The 23402-nt window shown below is 41.1% G+C and carries 22 protein-coding genes and 1 riboswitch; of the genes, 15 read left to right on the top strand and 7 right to left on the bottom strand.

Annotated features, from left to right (window positions below):
• Positions 1–13: 13 nt before the first annotated feature.
• Together MHB83_RS01360 and MHB83_RS01355 are read right to left on the bottom strand one after the other, a co-directional pair.
• Positions 14–886, bottom strand: a complete 873-nt coding sequence (locus MHB83_RS01360; RefSeq protein ID WP_003212785.1) for a metal ABC transporter permease — start codon at positions 884–886, stop codon at positions 14–16.
• Positions 886–1629: a metal ABC transporter ATP-binding protein gene (locus tag MHB83_RS01355; protein WP_012011260.1), complete on the bottom strand. Its 744-nt coding sequence runs from the start codon at positions 1627–1629 to the stop codon at positions 886–888. The genes MHB83_RS01360 and MHB83_RS01355 overlap by 1 nt, the downstream gene beginning before the upstream one ends.
• 431 nt (positions 1630–2060) lie before the next feature.
• On the opposite strand from MHB83_RS01355, the gene MHB83_RS01350 reads away from it, so the two are divergent.
• The 9 genes from MHB83_RS01350 to MHB83_RS01310 all read left to right on the top strand — a co-directional run bounded on the left by MHB83_RS01350 (position 2061) and on the right by MHB83_RS01310 (position 12297).
• Complete coding sequence (locus MHB83_RS01350; RefSeq protein WP_003213268.1) at positions 2061–4160, top strand: heavy metal translocating P-type ATPase; 2100 nt, start codon at positions 2061–2063, stop codon at positions 4158–4160.
• A gap of 144 nt (positions 4161–4304) precedes the next feature.
• The gene (locus tag MHB83_RS01345; protein ID WP_050944130.1) at positions 4305–4991 is read left to right on the top strand and encodes a DsbA family protein; all 687 of its coding nucleotides are present in this window, start codon (positions 4305–4307) and stop codon (positions 4989–4991) included.
• Positions 4988–5401, top strand: coding sequence for a disulfide oxidoreductase (locus tag MHB83_RS01340; protein WP_003212957.1), 414 nt, complete (start codon positions 4988–4990; stop codon positions 5399–5401). Before MHB83_RS01345 ends, MHB83_RS01340 begins: the two co-directional genes overlap by 4 nt.
• Before the next feature lie 146 nt (positions 5402–5547).
• Positions 5548–6159 (top strand): trimeric intracellular cation channel family protein, encoded by a 612-nt coding sequence (locus MHB83_RS01335; RefSeq protein WP_003212961.1) that lies wholly within the window; start codon positions 5548–5550, stop codon positions 6157–6159.
• A 322-nt stretch (positions 6160–6481) separates the two neighbouring features.
• Positions 6482–8497 (top strand): Na+/H+ antiporter, encoded by a 2016-nt coding sequence (locus MHB83_RS01330; RefSeq protein ID WP_003212699.1) that lies wholly within the window; start codon positions 6482–6484, stop codon positions 8495–8497.
• Positions 8498–8560: 63 nt separating this feature from the next.
• Positions 8561–9430 carry an ROK family protein gene (locus MHB83_RS01325; protein ID WP_335365179.1) on the top strand — a complete coding sequence of 290 codons (870 nt, stop codon included), beginning with the start codon at positions 8561–8563 and terminating at the stop codon, positions 9428–9430.
• Positions 9431–9499: 69 nt separating this feature from the next.
• Positions 9500–10345 carry an aldo/keto reductase gene (locus tag MHB83_RS01320; protein ID WP_012011253.1) on the top strand — a complete coding sequence of 282 codons (846 nt, stop codon included), beginning with the start codon at positions 9500–9502 and terminating at the stop codon, positions 10343–10345.
• A 352-nt stretch (positions 10346–10697) separates the two neighbouring features.
• Positions 10698–11360, top strand: coding sequence for an ATP-binding cassette domain-containing protein (locus MHB83_RS01315; RefSeq protein WP_340990140.1), 663 nt, complete (start codon positions 10698–10700; stop codon positions 11358–11360).
• Complete coding sequence (locus MHB83_RS01310) at positions 11335–12297, top strand: ABC transporter permease (protein WP_340990138.1); 963 nt, start codon at positions 11335–11337, stop codon at positions 12295–12297. Before MHB83_RS01315 ends, MHB83_RS01310 begins: the two co-directional genes overlap by 26 nt.
• Positions 12298–12327: 30 nt before the next feature.
• Here the strand turns inward: MHB83_RS01310 and modB are convergent, their stop codons facing one another.
• From modB to MHB83_RS01290, 4 genes are all read right to left on the bottom strand, one after another.
• Positions 12328–12993, bottom strand: coding sequence for a molybdate ABC transporter permease subunit (gene modB / locus MHB83_RS01305; RefSeq protein ID WP_212045537.1), 666 nt, complete (start codon positions 12991–12993; stop codon positions 12328–12330).
• Positions 12993–13769: a molybdate ABC transporter substrate-binding protein gene (modA, locus tag MHB83_RS01300; RefSeq protein ID WP_342496562.1), complete on the bottom strand. Its 777-nt coding sequence runs from the start codon at positions 13767–13769 to the stop codon at positions 12993–12995. Before modA ends, modB begins: the two co-directional genes overlap by 1 nt.
• Before the next feature lie 151 nt (positions 13770–13920).
• Positions 13921–15771, bottom strand: coding sequence for an LTA synthase family protein (locus MHB83_RS01295; protein ID WP_340866524.1), 1851 nt, complete (start codon positions 15769–15771; stop codon positions 13921–13923).
• Between the two features lie 124 nt (positions 15772–15895).
• On the bottom strand, positions 15896–16387 hold the full coding sequence (locus tag MHB83_RS01290; protein ID WP_050944121.1) for a metal-dependent hydrolase: 492 nt from the start codon (positions 16385–16387) through the stop codon (positions 15896–15898).
• Between the two features lie 171 nt (positions 16388–16558).
• Here MHB83_RS01290 and MHB83_RS01285 point away from each other — a divergent pair, with 171 nt between their 5' ends.
• From MHB83_RS01285 to MHB83_RS01275, 3 genes are all read left to right on the top strand, one after another.
• Positions 16559–16987 (top strand): MarR family transcriptional regulator, encoded by a 429-nt coding sequence (locus MHB83_RS01285; protein ID WP_003213061.1) that lies wholly within the window; start codon positions 16559–16561, stop codon positions 16985–16987.
• Positions 16988–17069: 82 nt separating this feature from the next.
• Positions 17070–17213, top strand: a complete 144-nt coding sequence (gene sspJ, locus MHB83_RS01280) for a small acid-soluble spore protein SspJ (RefSeq protein ID WP_003213383.1) — start codon at positions 17070–17072, stop codon at positions 17211–17213.
• A 121-nt stretch (positions 17214–17334) separates the two neighbouring features.
• Positions 17335–17513, top strand: a riboswitch (Lysine riboswitch).
• Between the two features lie 193 nt (positions 17514–17706).
• Positions 17707–19113 carry an amino acid permease gene (locus tag MHB83_RS01275; RefSeq protein WP_050944120.1) on the top strand — a complete coding sequence of 469 codons (1407 nt, stop codon included), beginning with the start codon at positions 17707–17709 and terminating at the stop codon, positions 19111–19113.
• A 35-nt stretch (positions 19114–19148) separates the two neighbouring features.
• Here the strand turns inward: MHB83_RS01275 and MHB83_RS01270 are convergent, their stop codons facing one another.
• Positions 19149–20087: an iron-hydroxamate ABC transporter substrate-binding protein gene (locus MHB83_RS01270; RefSeq protein ID WP_309215937.1), complete on the bottom strand. Its 939-nt coding sequence runs from the start codon at positions 20085–20087 to the stop codon at positions 19149–19151.
• Between the two features lie 259 nt (positions 20088–20346).
• On the opposite strand from MHB83_RS01270, the gene MHB83_RS01265 reads away from it, so the two are divergent.
• Genes MHB83_RS01265 through MHB83_RS01255 form a run of 3 tightly spaced genes read left to right on the top strand, consistent with a single transcriptional unit; the run spans position 20347 to position 23259 of the window.
• Entirely contained in the window at positions 20347–21399 is a 1053-nt protein-coding gene (locus MHB83_RS01265) for an iron ABC transporter permease (protein WP_137054409.1), read from the top strand.
• Positions 21400–22422, top strand: coding sequence for an iron ABC transporter permease (locus tag MHB83_RS01260; RefSeq protein ID WP_342496561.1), 1023 nt, complete (start codon positions 21400–21402; stop codon positions 22420–22422).
• Between the two features lie 21 nt (positions 22423–22443).
• Entirely contained in the window at positions 22444–23259 is an 816-nt protein-coding gene (locus tag MHB83_RS01255; protein ID WP_137054411.1) for an ABC transporter ATP-binding protein, read from the top strand.
• Positions 23260–23402: the final 143 nt, after the last annotated feature.

The following is a 23402-nucleotide window of genomic DNA, read 5'->3' as shown; positions in this document are numbered from 1 at the left end:
ATATGTCCTCCTTTTACATAGACGCTTCCTTTTTTAGCTGCGTTCGTTTTCGTTTAGATCTTAATGATCTCCATAGAATTCCTTGCTTTGGTGAAAGGATAAAGGCACTCCCGAATAAAATGGTCGCAACTAGCACGATAGAAGCGCCAGACGACAAGTTATACGTAAAACTAAGCCCAAGACCGGCAACGGCAGAAACTGCCCCGAAAAATGCAGATAAATAAATCATAATCCATAGCCGGTCTGTTAAGAGATACGCAGTGGCTGCCGGCGTAATAAGCATGGCAACGACAAGAATAATCCCAACAGTTTGTAGTGAAGCAACGGTCACAAGGGTCAACAAGGTCATGAGAAAATAATGGATCATTCGATTCGGTAAACCGTAAACCGAAGAAATCACCGGATCAAATGAACTAATGAGCAATTCTTTGTAGAAAATGATGACGGCCAGCAGGATAAAAATGCCGATGCCAAGCGTAATCCACATATCAGATGAACGAACAGCTAGAACGTTTCCAAACAAGATATGATATAAATCACTGGAACTTTTCAAAAATGTGATCAAAATAATTCCGATTGAGAAAAAAGCGGTGAAGACAATACCGATGGCAGAGTCATTTTTAATGCGGCTGTTTTGACTCACATATCCGATCCCAATCGCTGTTAATACGCCAGTTAAGACGGCTCCGAAGAAAAAGTTAATTCCCAGCATATAAGAGATGGCGACACCTGGCAGCACAGCATGCGATATGGCGTCTCCCATCAAGGCCATGCCCCGTAAAATGATAAAGCAGCCAATGACCCCGCAAATAATGCCTACCATCACGGATGTAAATAATGCTTTTTGTAAAAACGCATATTCAAAGAGTCCGGTTAAAAATTCCATTACACGTCTCCTCCTGCTGATTTTAAGAATGGTAGCTGCGTTTCATATGCCTCCAGCATGACCTCTGGGCGAAGGATATCGTGTACAGGTCCAGCTTTGATGAGTTTTTTATTTAACAGAACGAGATGGCTGAAGTAATCATCGGCTTTACTTAAATCATGATGGACCACCAAAATGGTTTTTCCTTCATCACGTAATTCCTTCAAAATGCGAACCATTGTTTCTTCACTTGCCATATCAATTCCAACAAATGGTTCATCCAAACAGAAGAGCTGTGCGTTTTGCGCAAGTGCTCTTGCAAGGAAGACACGCTGCTGCTGACCGCCGGATAACTCACCAATTTGTCTTTTGGCAAAGTCCTGCATGCCGACTTTTTCTAAACAGTGGTACGCATATGCCCGGTCTTCTTTTTTCGGACGTTTGATCAGGCCAAGCTTCGGATATGTTCCAAGTAGGACGGTATCCAGCACATGAATAGGAAACGTCCAGTCTAGATCATTTCTCTGAGGTACATAGGCGATCTGTTTTCTAACTTGTTTAAAGGGCTGTTCAAAAAAGCGAATATCCCCTTGATCTTTTTCAATTAAATCCAAGCATGCCTTGAGTAAAGTCGATTTACCGGCACCATTTGGACCTATGATTCCTGTCATCGTTCCTTCCTGTATGGAAAGAGAGATGTTCTCTAAAGCATCCTGCCCGTGATATGAGACATGAAGACGGTCGATTGTTAAAGCATTTGGCATCTCTTGCGGCCCCTTTCGATCATCATTGCACTTCCTAAAGATATATGCATACATTAAATAATTTTGACTAAAGGATGAAATGATTCTCTAACGCTAATTTGTTTCCTTGGGGAAACTTTTATTTCATTCTAAGCGTCTGTCCTTCTTTTGTAAAGAGAAAAAACTGCACTTATTCTGTCAGAGATCAAACGATCGTTTTTATGTTATGCGCAGAAAGGGGGACATGAGCTTGGTTTATTGAAAATCCGTGTGACAGAATGGGACACAAAAAACCAATTATTTCTTCATAAATGATTGACAGAAGATAAGAAATCCTCATATAATAAGGGTAATCCAATATATGAGTATATGCTCATATATAGAGTTTTTAATTTTTAATAGGTTGAATCAATCCAGGGAACGTTACTTATCATATAGAAAAAGGTGAGAACATGAAAAAGATGAAGGATGAATACGTATTAAGCGGTCTTGATTGCGGCAACTGTGCACGGAAAATAGAAACAGGAGTCAGCAAAATGGATGGAGTGGAAGCTTGCTCTGTTAACTTTGCGACAGGCACCTTGACTGTGACGCATGCAGATAAGCAAGAAACGATGACAAAGCGTATTGAAAAAACTGTTCAGTCCATTGAACCTCATGTGAGTGTATCACCGAAAGAAGAAGGACATCATCACGATCATGATCATGGGACAAAAAATTTAAAAACGATTGTGCTGAAATTAATTGGCGGTGCAGTCATTGGAACAGCCGCTTTCTTTATACCTGAAGATGGTGTATTAAAGTTCCTTATGTTCTTCGCAGCATATTTACTAGTCGGCGGTGATGTGGTTTTTAAAGCGCTGAAAAATATCGTGCGAGGCCAAGTATTTGATGAGAACTTTTTAATGACCATTGCAACAGTTGGCGCTTTTGTGATTCAGCAATATCCAGAGGCACTGGCAGTGATGCTCTTTTACCAAATTGGAGAGCTCTTCCAAGGGGCGGCAGTGAATCGTTCAAGACGTTCAATTAGTGAATTAATGAATATACGTCCAGAATACGCGAATCTAAAAGTCGGAAATGAAACGAAAAAAGTGAATCCAGAAGAAGTAAAAGCCGGTGACCGTATTGTCGTGAAGCCTGGTGAAAAAATTCCGCTGGATGGGCTCGTTATTGAGGGCTTCTCGCTTGTTGATACATCCGCATTAACAGGGGAGTCGGTGCCGCGGGATGTAGAAGCGGGAAAAGAAGTTCTTGCAGGATTTGTGAATCAAAACGGTATACTTGAAATTGAAGTTCAAAAAGAGTTAAGCGAATCGGCTGTGACGAAAATTTTAGATTTGGTTGAGAATGCAAGCAGCCGAAAAGCACAGACAGAAAATTTCATTACAAAATTTGCGAAATATTATACACCGGCTGTCGTCGTACTCGCCTTATTGCTTGCCTTTGTGCCGCCGCTTCTTATTCCATCAGCACAATTGTCTGATTGGGTGTACCGGGCACTTGTCTTTCTCGTGATCTCTTGTCCTTGTGCTCTTGTTGTATCCATTCCATTAGGATTTTTCGGGGGGATTGGGGCAGCGTCTAAACGAGGCATCCTTGTCAAAGGCAGTAACTATTTAGAAGCATTGAATTCTGTGAAATATGCGGTATTTGATAAGACGGGCACGCTTACAAAAGGAAACTTTACAGTGACCAATATTGCCACAGTCAGTGACAAGTGGTCAGAAGAAGAGCTGCTTTCTTTTGCAGCACTAGCAGAAGCCCATTCCTCTCACCCTATTGCAGAATCAATTAAAGCGGCATATAGCTCACCGCTTGATGAAAGCCAGATTGAAGCATATGAGGATATCGCGGGACATGGAATTAAAGCGACCATCAGCGGATCTCACGTCTTAGCGGGAAATCACCGCCTGATGGAGCGAGAAGACATTGCGTATGAAAAAGAAAAAAGAAGCGGAACCGTTGTGTACATGGCAATTAACGGTGAGTTTGCCGGATCAATCTTGATCGCAGATGAATTAAAGGACGATGCAATCGAAGCCGTTTCTGCTCTAAAGGCGTCTGGTATTCAAACCGTCATGCTCACTGGTGATGCTAAGCAAGTCGGAACTGCGGTCGCTAAGCAAATTGGCATTGATGAAGTACATGCAGAATTATTACCGCAGGACAAAGTAACGAAATTAGAAGAAATTGATCAGAAAAAAGCGCCTCAAGAAAAGCTATTATTTGTTGGGGACGGCATTAATGATACACCGGTATTAGCAAGAGCGGACATAGGAATTGCAATGGGCGGGCTTGGTTCAGATGCAGCTGTCGAAGCGGCTGATATCGTCATCATGACGGACCAGCCATCAAAGGTAGCAGAAGCCATCGCTGTCGCAAAACGAACAAGAAGGATTGTCTGGCAGAATATCGCATTCGCCCTTGGTGTCAAAGGCGTTTTCCTATTACTCGGAGCATTCGGAATTGCGACGATGTGGGAAGCCGTCTTCTCGGATGTCGGTGTCACCGTACTCGCTGTTTTAAATGCGATGAGGGTCATGAAATAAAATTGTAAGGAAAATTTCATGAATACCATCTTTCATAATGGACCCCCTCTTGTTAAAATAGAAGAAGTTGGATAATGGCATTTTTCTAAGCTATTATCCTTTTTCTTTTTTAAAAGGAATGAAAAAGATAAGGTAGGTGCTTATGTGAGTAAGAAAAATAATCAATCTTCATCCATTAAATTTGCTGTCATTTTAACCATCATCGCAGCTCTTCTCATCGGTATATTTGTTGTGATTGGAAACAAGAACAGCCAAGAAGCACAAACAGTTGACAGTAAGCCTTCGATTAAAGGACAGCCTGTCATAGGAGACAAAGATGCAGCGGTGCAAATTGTCGAGTTTGGGGACTACAAATGTCCGTCATGTAAATCATTCGAAACAGACATTTTCCCAAAACTGAAAGCAGACTACATAGATAAAGGCGATGTATCATTTTCATTTATTAACTTGCCACTGCCTGTTCATGGAGATGGCGCAGTGTTAGCAGCACTAGCTTCTGAAGAAGTATGGAAAGAAGATCCAAAAAACTTCTGGGCATTCCATGAAGCTGTCTATCAAGCACAGCCAGATAGTGAAGCAGAATGGGTTACGCCTGCTAAGCTGACTGAATTAGCGAAAAAGACAACAAAAATTGATACGGACAAACTCAAAGATAACCTATCAAAGAAAACGTATCAGCCGCAGCTGAACACAGACGATCAGCTTGTGAACAAATACAAAGTGAATTCAACACCAACGATTTTCATTAACAATAAACAAGTCCAAAACTTCTATGACTATGATGAAATCAAAGAATTAATTGATCAAGAGCTTAAAGGGAAGAAATCATGAAGAATAAGCTTATTTACTTGTACAGTGCTTGGATTGTCTCGATCGTTGCGACGATGAGCAGCCTGTATTTAAGTGAAATCAAAAAGTTTATTCCATGCGATATGTGCTGGTTCCAGCGTATTTTCATGTACCCGCTCGTGCTTTTACTTGGAATTGCTACGTTCCGGGGTGATGTCAAAGTGAAGTATTACGTACTGCCTTTAGCTGTAATCGGTGCTGGCTTTTCCATCTATCATTATATGGAACAAAAGATCCCAGGCTTTGCGTCGATTCGCCCTTGCCTCAGCGGTATTCCTTGTTCTGTTGATTATTTGAACTGGTTTGGTTTTATCACCATTCCGCTATTAGCACTTATTGCATTTATTCTGATCATCATCAGTATGCTGCTGTTAAATGCAAAAGAAGATTGAGAGATAGCCTGCTTTTTAGCGGGCTATTTTTTATTTTTGCAAAAAGATAAAATTTAAAGAAAATTTGTATTGCTTTTCGCTTATGTCAGATATACATTAAGGGAGTAGTGTTAGATGATCAGATCATGTAAGGAGATAAGCGGAAAATGGCATGGGAAGTCTTAAGTATCATTGGTATTATCGCGTTCGCCATTAGTGGTGCGATAGTGGCAATGGAGGAAGAGTACGATATTCTTGGTGTGTACATTTTAGGGATTGTGACAGCATTTGGCGGTGGAGCGATTCGGAATCTATTAATCGGTCTTCCGGTGTCTGCTTTATGGTCACAGGGCAAGATGTTTACCATTGCTCTTGTATCCATTACGATTGTGTTTCTTTTTCCAAAGCTTTTGCTCAAGCACTGGAGCACATGGGGGAATTTCTCGGATGCGATTGGCTTAGCAGCGTTTGCGATTCAAGGTGCATTATTTGCTGTGCAAAGAGAGCTTCCGCTCAGTGCGGTCATTGTGGCAGCCATTCTGACTGGAAGCGGTGGCGGAATTGTGCGTGATTTATTGGCAGGGCGAAAGCCACTTGTGCTAAAAGCAGAGATTTACGCAGTCTGGGCAGCACTTGGCGGCTTACTCGTAGGACTCGGTTTAGCACAAGGAGAGATTGCTTTGTATTTGCTGTTTCTCATCCTCGTCGTATGCAGGGTTTGTTCCTACCTATTCAAATGGCGGCTTCCCGCTAGGTCTTATTTTTTAAATAAAGGGTAAAACGAGAAAAGAGCGATTTCGCTCTTTTTTTTGTGTTTGAAACGAGCTGGATGTCAGCAGGTAATGGAGTTTTCGTGTAAAATAAAAGCAGGGTCTTTTTGTTCATCATTGGAACAATACATATGATGAAAATTTTGTCAGCTGGCTGAATATCTGGATTCAGCCTTTTTTTGCCTAGATGGATTGTTATGTGTTGGTTTCACATTTTGCGGAATACTAAAGAAGCTTCTATGATCGGACGGATGAATCAACTCGAAATGAACACATCTTTGCATGTAAGCAAAACTTGACGAAAAAATTAAAATAGGAGGGACACGTACTAGTGGAGATTTTTTTGGCAGTGCTCGTACTACTTGCACTCATTGCATCATCTAATATTATCAATCGTTTTGTCCCCTTTATTCCAGTCCCGTTAATTCAAGTGGGCTTAGGAATACTGGTGGCAGCTTTTCCTTCAGGTTTACATATTTCTTTAAATCCTGAACTATTCTTCGTTTTATTCATTGCGCCGCTGTTATTTAATGACGGGAAGCGTACCCCAAGGGATGAGCTGTGGAAATTAAGAGCGCCGATTCTTCTGTTAGCCCTAGGGTTAGTCTTTGCGACAGTCATTGTCGCGGGATATACCATCCATTGGATGATCCCAAGCATACCACTTCCAGCCGCATTTGCGCTTGCAGCGATTTTATCACCGACAGATGTGGTAGCAGTCAGTGCTCTTTCCAGCCGTGTGAACATGCCAAAGGGCATCATGAGACTGCTGGAAGGCGAGGGATTGATGAACGATGCATCAGGACTTGTCGCCTTTAAATTTGCCATTGCAGCAACAGTAACTGGCGCTTTTTCAATTGCTGAGGCATCCTTTAGCTTTGTCCTGATTGCCGCAGGTGGTCTATTGACTGGATTTATTCTATCCTTTTTTATCATTCGTTTTCGCTATTTTCTCCGCCGTTTAGGAATGGACGATGTCACGATGCATATCATTCTGCAAATCCTTACACCATTTGTCATCTATTTAGCAGCTGAAGAAATTGGTGTATCCGGTATTTTAGCGGTTGTTGCTGGCGGTGTGACACATGCCATTGAGCAGGATCGAATGGAAGCAAATTTAGCCAAACTGCAAATTGCTTCATCAAACACATGGAATATTATTTTATTTATTTTAAACGGACTTGTTTTCGTTATTCTTGGATTGCAGATTCCGGATGTATCGACAGTGATTTTCCAGGATGAAGCGTTTAATAATATGCAGGTCATCAGCTACATCTTAATCATCACGCTATGTCTCATGATCCTGAGATTCTTATGGGTATGGCTCTTCTGGGCAGGTAACTGGAGTGTAACGAAAAAGCAGAATGTGAAAAAACCGAAGCTGCGTGCTTCGATGCTGATGACATTCTCTGGTGTTCGTGGTGCTGTCACTTTAGCTGGTGCCTTCTCAATCCCATTTACGCTTGCGGACGGATCACCATTCCCCGAGCGGCATTTGATTATTTTCCTCGCAGCAGGCGTCATTTTATGTACACTCATTTTAGCTAGTGTATTATTGCCTCTTTTATCTGAGAAAAAAGACAAACAAATTGCCGTGGATTTGGATACAAAGGTTCAGCATGCGAAACGGAAGCTGCTGAGAAGTGCCATTAAAACCTTAAGAGAAGGAATGAATGAAGACAACAGGGAAGTGTCTCTAGCACTCATTAATGATTACCGAATGAAGCTGCGTAATATCCAGCGTGAGCCGTACCAATTCGGGATGAGAAGACAGGAACGAAAAATTAGATTGCATGGAATTAAAGCAGAACAAATGAAGCTTCAGCAATTAATTGATGAAGAGAAATTAGATAAAGAAGAAGCCTATGAGCTACAGGAGAGATTTCATGAGCTGGAAATGCTGTATTCAAACTCCTTCAAAATTCGTTTTTCAAAAGTGAAGTTCCTGCGCTTGCTTCAATGGCTCCAATTATGGCGACCGAATCAGCTCGTTTCCAGCGGTATTTTAGAAAACGAAGACTCGTACAAGCAAATCCGTAAGAAAACGGCAGAGGCTGCTGTGGACTCGATCAAACAGCATATGACCGATGAAAATAAACAAACATGTCACCAAGTGATTGGCTTTTACAACCAAGTCATTTATCGATGTGAACACGGTCCAAGCTTCTTTCAGCAAAAAGACCGTTCGTTTGACCGGAAGAAAAAAGAGCTTAACTTCCAAGCTGTACAGACGATTCGAAATGAAATTCAAACTTTGTATGAAAATGGTGAAATCAATCGTGATATTGCCCATCATCTAAGGGAGTATATCAATGATATGGAAGCTGTTCTCCTGACCAACACGTAATGTTGTTATCTTTTTCCCTATGTTTTATGATGAAGAAAGAGAACAAGCAGGGGGAGATCAATGATGGCGTATTATGGAGCAATTGAAGCTGGCGGTACAAAGTTTTGTTGTGCAATTGGCAATGAGCACGGGGACATTCTCGAAGAAATGACAATTCCTACAGAGCACCCAGAAAAAACATTACAAAAGCTCATGCCATTTTTCGAGCAGCATGACATTGAAGCATTAGGGGTCGGCTCCTTTGGACCGATTTGTGTCCAAAAGGACGACCCTTCTTACGGTTATATCATGAACACGCCGAAAGTAGAGTGGAAGCATTACCCGTTCATTCCAGAGCTAGAGAAGCAATTAGAAGTCCCAGTAGCTTTTACAACAGATGTAAATGCGGCAGCCTTAGGTGAATTAACAAAAGGAGCAGCCAAAGGGCTGAATAGTTGTTTGTATATCACGGTCGGTACGGGTATCGGTGCTGGCGCTGTTGTAAAAAACGAGCTTCTTCATGGTCATTCGCACCCAGAAATGGGGCACATCCTTGTCAGGCAGCATGAATCAGACGTGTTTGAAGGAGTCTGCCCAGCGCATGGGACGTGTTTAGAAGGACTGGCAGCTGGACCAGCGATTGAGAAAAGATGGGGGAAATCTGCTAAAGAGCTTACGGAGGAAGAATCAGTTTGGGCACTTGAAGCCGACTATTTGGCGCAGGCGCTGATGCAGTACTCGCTTATTTTAAGCCCAGAGCGCATCATTATGGGCGGGGGCGTCATGAAGCAAAAACAACTGTTTCCACTAATTCGAGAGAAGCTTGCTGCTTATCTCAATGATTATGTAGACCTGCCGCCGCTTGATTCATATATTGTCTCTCCTGGACTTGAAGACAAGGCCGGCATGACAGGTGCTTTGCTGTTAGCCATCGAAGCGAAGAAAAACGCCTGATAATAGAGTTTTAATGGACAACGTGAGATAATGAAAAAGATGGAATCTATGAAAAAGGTGGTTGTTAAAATGGTTAAAAGCTTGAATGATACCGTAACACTGAATAACGGAGTGGAAATGCCTTGGTTTGGTTTAGGTGTATTCAAAGTGGAGGACGGCAATCAAGTGGTAGATGCCGTAAAAGCAGCCATACGCAACGGATACCGCAGTATTGATACGGCTGCCGTTTATAAAAATGAGACAGGCGTAGGCAAAGCAATTAAAGAATCTGGCGTGAAACGAGAAGATTTGTTCATTACGTCTAAAGTATGGAATACGGATCAAGGCTATGATAAAGCGCTGGCTGCATTTGACGCAAGCTTGAATCGATTAGGTCTTGATTACTTAGACCTCTATTTGATTCATTGGCCTGGCCCAAATGCAGAAACATTTAAAGACACATGGCGTGCGCTTGAGAAGCTTTACAAGGATGGGAAAGTGAGAGCCATTGGCGTCAGCAACTTCTACATTCAGCATTTAGAAGAGCTATTAAAAGATGCTGAGGTTGTTCCAGCCGTGAACCAAGTTGAATTTCATCCGAAACTGACACTTGTCGAACTACGTCAATACGCAAAAGAAAAAGGCATTCAAATTGAAGCATGGTCTCCGCTCATGCAAGGAAAGCTATTAGATCATGACGTATTAAAGGACATGGCTGCACGCTACAACAAATCTGTTGCACAGGTCATCCTGCGCTGGGATCTGCAAAGCGGTGTCGTGACGATTCCAAAATCAATCAACGAAGAACGCATTAAACAAAATGCAGATATTTTTGATTTCGAACTTTCAAAAGAAGACATGGAAAAAATCGATGCATTAAACAATAACGAGCGTGTCGGCTCGAATCCAGAGACGATGACGGTTGGGTTTGAATAATAATGAAATAGAATAATGATAAAAACACCTTTCGATAGACGTAGGAGTGAGACACTTCTGTGACTAATGGAAAGGTGTTTTTTTATTAATTGAATTAAAAGCTATCTTGAAAGCGAGCATATCTCCTTAAATCCACCTTAAATCACATGAACTTTATGGAATGATAATGGGTTATATGGTAAATTTTGAATATGAATAAAAGGAGGATCATTATATACAAAAAGTCATTCTTGCTTTGTCTTTACCTTTGTGAGTAACTCTTTTACATATCGAGTTTGGGGTAATTTCATAATAATAAACGAGGCGCTTTTAATAACAATCTACAAAAAATACTTAGAGGAGTTTTTGGAAAATGATCCATGTAAAAGGATTGACAAAAACATATCGACATCAGCCTGTATTTGAGGATTTACATATTCAAATAAAACATCAAAAAATAAATTTCATAATGGGGAAGAATGGATCCGGAAAAACAACTTTTATGAAATGCTTACTTCAGCTAGAACACTATGAAGGGGAAATCTTGTATAATCATCAGCCAATTGATCGAGTAAGAAATGAGATTCAGGTGATGTTTGATGATACTCCACTCTATTTAAATCTAAACGGTTATCAAAATATAAGATTATTGTTAAACAGCCCTGTTGATCAAAAAAAGTGTGATGAACTGGCAAGAGAATACCTGCCACATGAGATTCTCAAGAAAAAGATCAAACATTACTCATATGGACAAAAAAAGAAGCTAAGTTTCATATTCATTGCCTTAACAAAACCAACATATGTATTCTTAGATGAGATATCAAATGGTTTAGATTATGGAACAATGATGGAATTAAAAGCAATGATTAAGAAATGGTCTGAAGACATGACGATTATTGCTACAGGTCATCAGTTTGAATTTTATTCATCTATTGTGGATGAATTGTTTATTTTAAAAGACAAATCAATGATTCAAATCCATGACTTTCAGGAAAAAGGAGAGGATTTGGGTGACATCTATCAAACATATCTTTAAATTAATGAAAAAAGAGTTTTTATATCAATATTATGCCAAAGCATTTCTTGTCTTGTTCATTCCATTAATGCTGATTTCGTTATGGAATGTATATGCTCAATATGAAACAACAAAATCCAACTATGCCCAATATGTAAAAACAGAAAGTGAATACAAAGAGCTCGGGATTGATATTAAGAAGGCTTTGACGATGCCAGTCAACATAGAAGAAGGAGAACTAGCCGGAGCTGAGGGGGAAGTTGTAGAAAATGTCTTGAAATATGATTATGAGCAGTTTATTCATTCACTTCATTTGATGGAACCCACTCAAACGATTTCAACAACTTTAGAATGGATGGGATTTATCTTTTATCCTCTCGTATTTGGTTTATATGCTATTTATTTATCAACATATGATGTTAAATATAAAACGCTGAAAATAAAGGCAGTTCGATATGAGTGGAATGATGTATTGTTTTCTAAGCAATTATCTCTGTATGTCATCATTCTATTATTGATTCCTATTCTTTCTCTTATTTCTTATATAGCTAGCCATATCTTTTATTCTGCCATATCAAATGATATATCTGTTCAATTGTTTACATATCAAGATAGTACGGAACATTCTATATTGCTTCAATTCATGTTTGTTATTTGTACTAGTTGGTTATTTAGTACACTTGTTTTTTATTTAGGTAGTTTATGTCGAAGTTTTATTTTATCAGGGGGCATCTATATGGTTTATTTTTTACTGATTCCTAACTTAGGTGTCTTTGATTTAAAAAATATGATCGCCAACTTAGCTATGCACTTTTTTTTGTTTAAAGGAAACTACCAATTATTTGTGCCGATTCCCATGAATATAACCACCATCCTGATCAGTATTTCATTGCTTTTCTATCTGTCATCCCTGATGACTTATACTATGGTAAAACGGCAAAGTAAATATGTAGTCTAAATCCCCCTATTCTCACATAGAGGGATTTTTTTACGTACTACTTCTACGCACAGCCAAAAGCATAATAAAAGATAAGATCACAATACAGATCGTCCACGCCCAAGCAAGCTCCATGCGTCCAGAATCAATCGCCACATAGATAGCGGTTGGGAGTGTTTGGGTTTTTCCTGGGATGTTGCCGGCAAACATTAAGGTCGCTCCGAATTCTCCAAGGGCTCTTGCAAAGCTAAGGATGCTGCCTGACAAGAGGGATGGAAGGGCAAGAGGTACAGTAATATAGGCAAAGACTTGGAATGAATGAGCACCATCTACTTTTGCAGCCCCTTCAATATCTGACTCAATTGTAGAAAAGCCCGCCTTTGCTGATTGATACATGAGCGGGAATGCCACGACTGTCGAAGCAATAACCGCCGCCCACCATGTGAAAATGACCGGCTGATGGAAGATCCATTCAATCGCGCCCCCTATTACACTATGCTTTCCGAATACGACGAGCAATAAAAAGCCAACGACTGTTGGCGGGAGAACGAGCGGCATCATCAGGAGCGTTTCCACAATCATTTTCCCTTTAAAAGTTGTTCGCGCCATCCAGAAGCCAATTGTTGTGCCAAAAACTGTGGCCAACAGCCCGCTGACGATAGCCACTTGCACGGACAGCCAAATGGGTGATAGAAAGTCTTCAGTCAGCATAGGCATTACGACACTTGAAAGCCGTATTTCTTAAAAATGGATGTGGCTTTATCAGATTGAAGAAATTGAAAAAAGGCTTTGGCTTCCGTAAGATGATTTGTCCCTTTGACAATCCCTACTGGATATATAACCGGGGAGTGCATGTCCGAATTTGCTTCAGCTGCAATCTTTACTTTTTTAGAAACGAGGGCGTCTGTTTTATACACAACACCTGCTTCGACATTTCCAGTTTCAACGTAGCTTAAAACTTGCCGTACATCTTTGGCATAGACAGCATTCTTTTTCACTTGATCCCATATATTCAGTTTTGTGAAAATCTCTTTGCCATATGTACCAGCAGGAACCGATTCAGGTGTGCCAAGAGCGATCTCTCCTTTTACGTGCTGGACGTCTTGAAAGCTTTTAATAGAGGAAGAGCCATCTTTTGGCACAATAAGGACTAGCTCGTTTTGTATGGCGTCCTTGAGATATTCTCGGTCAATGTCTCCAGATTGAACAAGTTTATTGAAGGGCTCTTCAGCTGCTGAGAAAAAGAGATCCGCTTTTGCTCCTTGAGCGATTTGCTGCTTCAATGCGCCGGATGATCCGAAGTTATTCGTTAATGTCACATGTGGATGCTGTTTGTGAAAGGAGGCTTCAATTTCCTTTAGTGCATCCTGAAGACTTGCCGCTGCTGAAATTACAAGCTCTGTTTTTTTATTCGAATTAGATGGCTTCATCTCTGTTTGGCATCCACTCAGAAGCAAACATATGGAGATGAAGGCTAAGAATATATACTTCATGTTCACACCTCTTATCATTCAATATCATGTAGTTCCCTTTATTATAAGCAAACTTATTTGAGCATTCATAGGCTTTCAATAAAAAGAGAAAAGAAAAAGCCGCCAAATGGCGACTTTCAGCGTGACGACTAAGGAGATCGTATTATCCTGTTTACTGCTGATAAAAACGCAGCAAATTCCCATTGATCACCTTGTCTGATAAGGAGAGCTCTTTATTGGCTTTTTCGATATAGGGCTGACATACCTCATCCTGCTTCACGGGTTCTTTTGTTTTTTGATCATAGCAGGTGTTCTTTGTATAGAGATAATCATCTGTAATAAAGTTACCGTTTCTCAATACAGCGAAAGGCGTCCGTTCATTTGAAAATAAATCATTGCCGAATTGAATGGAATCCTTCGTTTCAATCCCTAGTAAGTGAAGAAGTGTCGGCTTGACGTCCATTTGACCAGCTGTTTCAGAAATCGTCTGCGGTGCTTGGTCCGTGACACCAGGAATGTAAATCAAAAACGGAACACGCTGCAGTTTGACCGCATCAAACGGTGTGATTTCCTCTTGATCGAGCAGCTGTGCCATTGCCTCATGATGTGCCTCAGAGATGCCATAGTGGTCACCCATGAGGACAAACATCGTATTGTCATACAATCCTTCTTCTTTCATACGGTCAAAAAACAACTTAATCGCTTCATCTTGATAGCGGACGGTCGTCACATAGCGGTTTAAAATGGTACTGGACGAATCATATTCATCAATAAACTGATCCTTCGGGTCAATTTCAAATGGAAAATGATTGGTCAAAGTAATGAACGTACTGTAATAAGGCTGCTTCAACTTTTTTAAATAATCAATGGATTGATCAAAGAAGTCGATATCCTTTAAGCCCCAGCCAGTGGAATTCCGTTCATTGACATGATATGAATCGACATCATAAAAACGATCAATTCCTAGAGATTTATACATTACATCACGATTCCAAAACGTTTTATTATTCGCATGAAATTGGACGGATTGATAGTTTTCCTTTTTCAACTGCTTGTATAACGTATCATATTCATTATCACTCGCTGTGAAAAAGACAGCGCCGCTGCTTGAAGGGTAGAGGGAATTCGCGACAATAAACTCTGAATCGGACGTCTTCCCCTGTTCTGTCTGCTGATAAAATTCATCAAAATAAAAACTCTTTTTAGCCAATTGATTTAAAAAGGGAGTGATAAATTGTCCATTTACCTTTTGATTCATGACAAATTGCTGCGTCGATTCAAGTGAAATGAACACAACGTTCTTGCCTTTAGCAAGTCCGAAGTACTCTTCGTTTGGTGCGCTGTAATCAGCCTTTGTGTAGTTTGCTACAGTAGAAAGCGTATCTTCATCCGCAAAGGCCTTTTGTCCAATGCGTGCCGTTTGGGCAGCACCGTCGTAAAGATGGAATTGGAACAGCCCGAGGTTTCTGACAATGACTTCACGATCATAAGAGCTTGTCAGAAATCGAGGGTGATCCATCATAGCTGAGCTGACATGAAACAATAGGAAGCTGCAGCAGATCGCATAATATGTTTTGATCGTCTTGTATGACGCTTTTGGGGCTAATGGTTTGCGCTTGAGCAGCCAAGCAAGTACGACAAAATCAACGAGCATCAGCACAAAGAGCGGGTGGAATAATTCCGTCATACTGCTGCCCATATCTCCCATGTTCTTCGCTTGGAATAGCACGGGAATGGTAATGAAATCAATGTAAAAACCATAAAAGATCGTATTCGATATAAGAATCGCCGTAAGAATAAAATTTGCAGTCAATAAAAAAACCTTTTGTTTGGTTTCATTTAAAAAAAGAGCTATTCCAAACAAAGGGAGTAGAAAGCTAAGTGGATTGATCAAAAGCAGCCATTCATGAAACAGATTGGCCGTTCGTATGTGAAAACCTAGTTGATAAATGATGTATGTTTTCATCCACATGAAGAGGATGGAATACACTAAAAACCAGTGATTTTTGAAAAACGCTTTCATTTATGTATCTCCTCATCATTCTGTATTCAGCTGCAAGGCAAAAACACTTATCTTAAACCTACTAAAAAAATGAGGAATGATCAATTCATATCTTATCTTTTTCGCAAAACTCTTTTATATTCTGTTAGAACTGGATGGGGATAGATATGCCGCAGATGACGGCGATGTAATAGCAGGTGACGACAGTGAGAGCAGCTAGTACGACTTGTTCTCCTGTGCTGCCTGTTTTGACATAGAAGGGGAGACGCACTTTAATGGAAGCTGGAAATAAAAATTTAATGCCGTTCACTGTTCCAGCATCAAGGATAAGGTGGCTCGCCATTCCAACTAGTAAACCGATACTTAGGCTGTCATTTGGAATGTATGTTGTCGCAAGAAAATAAATGATCAGCAGAAATAATAAACTGTGAGTGAACGTGCGATGACCGAATACGCTGCTGATCAGTGCCGAGAGCAGCGGAAATTTTCTACCGATTTTACTTTTTGTATGGCAAAGATCGGGGATCAAAGCACCTGCTGATCCAGCTGCAGCCATGATGACTGGGTCGAATCCGTAGTAGTAGGCGACGGCTGTTGAGGCGGCGATTCCGCCCATAATGTGTGTTTTTCCTGTCATGATGCGTACTCCTGTTCTGTTTTTTGTTCAAGTCCTCACTATATCAAGGGTGAATTCATTCAGCAAGACTTATTTCTAAAGAAAAAGAGGGCAAAAGGGTTGGCTGATTGGAAAAACATTCTATAATAAGGGGGAAGTCATGTTGATACTAACGATAAGGATGCGATTCGGATGGGTAATGCAGACATTTTAAAAGAAATTGTTCTTGTACATTATGAAGTCAGCCGTAAATTAAACCGCAAGTTACTTGAGTTAGAAAAAGACATCACGCCTCCGCAGATATATGCTCTTTCTATTTTGATACAAGGCAAAGTATCACATGCCGAAGAGCTGAAACAAAGACTCTCTTTAAACCCAGGTGCAGCCTCCATTGCACTCAATAAATTATGTGAGCAGGGCTATATTCAGAGAGAACGGGACAAAGACGACCCCTCGCTCGTCCGATTAGAAGCCACCGAAAAAGGGCAGGTGATTTATGAAAAGCACACACGTCTTTTCGGAAAGGTGATTCAGCATATGATGTCAGACTTCACAAAGGAAGACTTAAAGACCTATTTGACGTATCTGCAAAAAATGAGACAGACCTTTCATGATGATTGAGCCTTTCCACTTTGTATAATGCGGCGCACTGTAGCACAAATTAAACAGGCAACCGCATTTTATGAAAAGGGAGGAAACAGCGATGTCATTTTTCCAAAAGGATAAAAAGGCGAAAAGCGAGAAAGACCACAAGCAAGTAGATCAGCTGTTAGAAGAAGCAAGCAAAGAGCTAGCAGGCGATCCGCTTCAGGAAGCTGTACAAAAGAAGAAAAACAACGATCAATAAACAGGTATAGGGCAGAGAAAAGGATCTCTGCCCTTTTTCTATGTTTTTCCCTTTGACAGAAGTGAGAATGTTTGATAACCTTCGTGTAGTAAAAATGAATAGAAATCCTCACGCTATGTCTCAGTGAGGTAGAGGTTGCGCGGATGATGAGTCACTCATGGGAGAGATGGAATCGAAGAACATGAGAAAAAAGGCATCAGCGCCGAAGTGTAGAGAGAGCTCCAACTTTCTTTATGCTGGGTCTGCATTGAATAAATGCAGGACTGCCACGTCTTTGAAGCGTGGAGGGCTATCCGGAGATCAAGGTGTATGTTTTGAAAAGCATGGACTGTTGTTCAGGCTTTTTTTTATGTTCTGAGTACCGAAGATAAGGGTATGCTGTTAAGAAAGTGGACCCATGAGGAACATAAAGAATACAAGTCATTGCTTCACAAATATATCAATGAAGATACTGCCGGGTCTGGTCCGAAGTGAATATAACGGAGGTACGGAAATGGAACAGACAAAAAAATGGGGTTTTTGGTTATTGACGGCTTTTGTCGTCGGAAATATGGTAGGTTCAGGCATCTTTATGCTGCCAAGTACGCTTGCCCAGCATGCGAGTCCTTTAGGTGTGACGATGGCATGGCTTGTTACAGGTGGCGGTGTGCTGATGATTGCACTTGTTTTTGGGCATTTGTCCATTCATAAGCCGCAGCTAACGGCAGGACCACAAAGTTATGCAAGAGCACTTTTTAACGATCCGAAAAAGGGGAAAGCGGCCGGTTTTACAATGGTTTGGGGATATTGGGTAGCAAGCTGGATTAGTAATGTCGCGATTATTACGAGTCTTGCCGGTTATTTAACGACATTTTTCCCAATTCTCACAGTGAAGACGGAGATTTTCACCTTTGGTAAAGAAGCGATCACACTTGGTCAGCTGACAACGTTTATTGTATGTACCATTCTTCTTTGGGGAACACATACGATCTTAATTACAAGCTTAAGTGCTGCAAGTAAATTAAACTTTATTACGACCTTTTCAAAGGTACTTGGATTCGTCCTTTTTATTGTTGCGGGATTATTTGCATTCCAAACGGCATTATTTGAACATTATTACTTCCCAGTTGCAGCAGAAGGCGAAGGAATGCTCGGACTTGGAGGCCAAATTCATCATGCGGCCATTTCCACTCTATGGGCATTTATTGGCATCGAATCTGCTGTCATTTTATCAGGAAGAGCGTCCTCGCAGCGCGATGTGAAACGTGCAACGATTACAGGTCTTTTAATTGCACTTTCTATCTACATGATTATTACTTTGATTACAATGGGCGTCCTGCCACACGATCAGTTGCAAGGCTCAGATAAACCATTCGTAGACGTGCTTCAGCTTATTATTGGACCGGCTGGTGGAATTGTGATGGCATTGCTTGCGATTATTTGTTTATTTGGCTCGATGCTTGGCTGGATCTTACTTGGTTCAGAAGTACCATACCAAGCAGCAAAGGCTGGCGATTTCCCGGCAGTATTTGCAAAAACAAACAAAAAAGGCAGTCCTGTTTTTGCTTTAACGGTTACAAATATCATGTCACAGCTGTTTATTTTCTCAGTGATGTCTCGTACGATTAATGAAGCTTTTACCTTTTTAACGACATCAGCGACACTTGCGTATCTCATTCCGTATATTGTGTCTTCGATCTATAGCTTTAAAGTCATCATGCAAGGTGACACGTATGATCTTCAAAAAGGGAAGCGAACAAGAGACGGAATCATTGCGCTTGTTGCGATGGGGTATTCCGCTTGGGTGATTATTTCAGGAACAGCTGATTTGAAAACATTTGGACTTGGCATCGGTCTGTTCTTAGTAGGTATTTTGCTTTATCCATTCATGTCAAAAGGATTTGCCAAAGGAACGGAATAAGGGAAACGTTTCTCCACATATGGAGAAACGTTTTTTTATGATGCAGATGTTAATCGGTCCACAATAAACTCAAGCTGTCCTTCTAATGAAACTGGGTCATTAAAGAAGTAACCGACAGGGTCGATTTCAAATACGTGTTTATTTTGTACAGCAGGAAGTGATGCCCAAATGCTGCTTTCATACACCTGGTCTCCTTTACTTTTTGACCCGCTCCATGGACTAGTGAAAATATAGTCGCCTGCGTATTCTGGCAGCTTTTCAAGGGAAATGTTTGCATAGCCGACGCCGCTGTCGATGGCATCTTTTTTAACTGCCTTTGGCGCACGTAATTTCAGCTCATCATAAATAATTTCGCCTCCGCGTGCAAAGGTGTTTCCAAAGATATAGATCCCTTTATCAAAAGGTGACACGATTGAAACGGTTTTACTGCCGACCGCTTTTGTTACTTTAGGCTTTACCTCAGCTATTTTGGTATCCCATTTTTTGATCCATTCTGCTGCTTTTTTCGGTGTACCTGTCATTTTACCGAATTCTTTTAGTTGATCTTTAAAGGAATATTGATTGTATTTAATGGCAACGGTTGGCGCAATTTTTTTGTATTGATCAAATTTCTCGTCTTCTCCCCAAGCAATAATCATATCTGGCTTCAAAGCGGCGACCTTTTCGACAGAAGGGGTTGTTCCAAGGTTTTTGACACCATCCGTTTTGCCTTTATAGAAAGGGTTTTTAAAGATGGGTGCCGTTGCAGCAATTGGCGTCTTGCCAAGTGTCACGAGGTCACCGTAGTAGCTTTCTGCCAGAAGCACAATTCGTTTTGGATCTTTAGGGAGTTTGACTTCACCTTTTACATCCTGATAGGTGATTGTGTCATCCTGGTTGGCACCAGATTTTTTATTTGAAGTGCTGCCGCAAGCAGCTGTAAAAAGCATGAGAATGGCTAAGGATATCAAAAGAAATCCAGATCGGTTTTTCACAAAGATTCTCTCCTATTCACTCATATATGATAATGATTATCAATTTCAATTATATCGTAACATGATGGAATGAAAAATGCATCGGCTATTTTAGGGCCTAAAGAAAAATGGTGAATTTCTCCCGGTTTTTTGATGAAAATAAAGAAAATGTTCAGAACAATGATTTCAAAAAGAAAAGAAAGTGATATACTAGACTTCGAGATTGATAATCATTATCACTAATGAGGAATAGATTTGAACGGAAAGGAAGAGACTGGTTTTGGGCTCACAATCGAATAAACAGCTGCCGGCCAAAGACGATGCAATGGATATTGTCACGAAACCCTTTGGAACAGCAGTTGTTGTCATCATAGGAATTATCGCTTTAGCATTTGGTCTTTTTTTATCGGTATCATTAGGAGCAGCAAATATTCATCTTCACACGGTATGGGAAGCCATTTTTCAATTTGATCATGAGCAAACTTCACATCAAATCATCCGGGAATTGAGGCTGCCGCGTACAGTTGGGGCTGCACTCGTCGGTGCCTTTTTAGCCGTATCGGGGGCTATTATGCAAGGCATGACAAGAAATGCGCTTGCGTCTCCTGAAATTATGGGTGTGACAAATGGCTCTGCATTTGCGATTGCCATTGCGTTTGCTTTTTTCCCAGGACAATCTTCTTTTACATTAATTCTTTGGTCATTTGTTGGTGCGGCACTCGCTGCCTCTATTGTGTTTGGTGTCGGTACTCTTTCAAAAGGTGGATTGACCCCAGTGAAGCTCGCACTAGCTGGTACGGCTGTTGGGGCACTTTTAAGCTCCATCTCCTCAGCAATTGCCATCCGGTTTGACGTCGCTCAAGACATGAGCTTTTGGTATGCTGGCGGCGTGGCTGGTGTGAATTGGAGCAATATTAAGGTCATCATTCCAGTTGCGGTTGCGGGGCTGATCATCGCAATGATTCTTGCCCGCTCGATCACTGTTCTCAGCTTAGGTGATGAATTGGCAAAAGGGCTTGGACAGTACACGAAAACTGTCAAGGTACTTGGAATATTGGTCGTCATTCTTCTAACAGGTGCTGCTGTCTCAGTGGCCGGTACTATTGGCTTTATCGGGCTTGTGATTCCTCATGTCACTCGTTTCTTGGTCGGAGTTGACTATCGATGGATTATCCCATGCTCAGCTATTTTAGGGGCGGTTCTGTTAATTTATGCAGACATTGCTGCAAGGCTGGTCAATGCCCCATTTGAAACGCCAGTCGGTGCCATTACTGCAATTATAGGCGTTCCTTTCTTCTTATATTTAGCTAGACGTGAAAGGAGCGGGATTTAGATGGAAATGGTGCAGCAGGCAAAGAAAAAGAAATACAAACGAACGATGCTCATGATCTTTTTGGCGATCGTGGCTGTGTTCCTTATTAGTTTAAATACCGGAGAAATTCGCATTTCTCCGATGGATACATTGAAAACATTTTTTGGATTCGGAAGTGAAATGGATGAGCTTGTATTATTCGAGTTCAGACTTCCAAGAATGGTCATCGCTTTACTTGTTGGCGCTTCTATCGCTGTATCAGGAGCGATTTGGCAAGGTGTTTCTCAAAACGGTTTAGCCGATCCAGGCATTCTTGGTGTCAATGCGGGCGCAGGCTTTGCAGTGGTTTTGTTTATTTTTGCTTTCCAAGGTACGATGTCAAACCTAGGTGATTTTACGATCTTTGTACTGCCGCTCTTCGCTTTTGTAGGTGCAGGCTTTGCTGCATTTCTCATCTATGTGTTAGCGTGGAAAAAAGGCATCACACCTGTTCGATTGATTTTAACGGGTATTGGCGTGAATGCTGCGTTTTCAGCAGCAATTGTGGTTATTCAATTAAAAATGAGCCCAAATGATTTTAACCAAGCCATCGTGTGGTTATCAGGAAGCATTTGGGGATCGAGCTGGACGTATGTCCTATCAGTTCTGCCATGGATGCTGATTTTCCTTGTGTTAGCGTTTGTGAGAGCACGTTACTTAAATATCATGAATTTGGGTGACCAGCTTTCCTACGGCTTAGGGATCTTGGTTCATAAAGAAAGAAGCTTTTTTATGCTGATTGCTGTTGCATTAGCAGGTGCTAGTGTCGCTGTTGCAGGTAGTATCTCGTTCTTAGGGTTAGCCGCACCGCACTTGGCGAGAAAGCTTGTTGGACCAAAGCATCAAGGAATGATACCAGCCTCCGCGTTGATTGGCGCATTGTTATTATTACTGGCAGATACACTTGGCCGCGTCATACTTGCACCATCAGAGGTGCCAGTTGGTCTAGTCGTTTCTGCTTTAGGCGCACCTTACTTCATTTACTTATTGATGAAAACGAACTAAGAAGGAAGGAGAGTACAACATATGAAATCGCTCGAAACAGAAAAGCTTTGTATTGGCTATAATGACCGTTTGATTGTAGACGATTTAAATATCAGTATCCCAAAAGGCAAGGTGACAACACTAATCGGACCGAATGGGTGCGGGAAATCAACGATTTTAAAAACAATGTCCCGGATCATGAAGTCCAATCAAGGCGTTGTTTACTTAAATGGTCAGGCTATTCATCAAACGCCTACAAAAGAAATTTCAAAACAAATGGCGATCTTACCGCAAACGCCCGAAGCACCAAGTGGACTGACAGTGTATGAGCTGGTGTCATATGGACGTTTCCCACATCAAAATGGATTTGGACGCTTATCAAATGAAGATAAACGAATCATCAGATGGGCACTTGAGGAAACGGGCATGATTGCTTTTCATGACAGGCCAATTGAAGCACTTTCTGGTGGACAGCGTCAGCGTGTATGGATTGCGATGGCACTTGCCCAGGAAACAGAACTGCTTCTATTGGATGAGCCGACGACGTATTTGGATCTTGCACATCAGCTCGAGATTCTTCAGCTGTTAGAACGGTTAAACAGAGAGCAGGGACGAACTGTGTTGATGGTCATTCATGATTTGAATCATGCGGCACGTTTTTCTCATTACATGATTGCTCTCAATCAAGGAAAAGTCATCAAAGATGGGACGCCTCATGAGGTCATGACCAAAGAGGTGCTTGGTCAGGTATTCCACATTGATGCAGAAATTGTACTTGATCCTAGAACGAATAAGCCGATCTGTTTAACATATGACTTAATGAATCATGAAAGAAAGCTAGAAGCTGTGAATGGATAATAGAAGTAAAAGGAACTCGGTGGAATAGCCGAGTTTTTTTGCGTCTCTGAAACTTCCTAGTACCACCATTTTTCCCAGTTGATATTTTTTCGCTTTTATGCAGAAAAGAGGTACTTTTTTACTTTAGACAATGGTAATATACG

This window comes from Bacillus sp. FSL K6-3149 (assembly GCF_038630515.1).
GTDB classification, from domain to species: Bacteria; Bacillota; Bacilli; order Bacillales; family Bacillaceae; genus Bacillus; species Bacillus pumilus.
The sequence above is the reverse complement of the archived record's forward strand: the minus strand, read 5'-3'. Positions and strand labels throughout refer to the sequence as shown.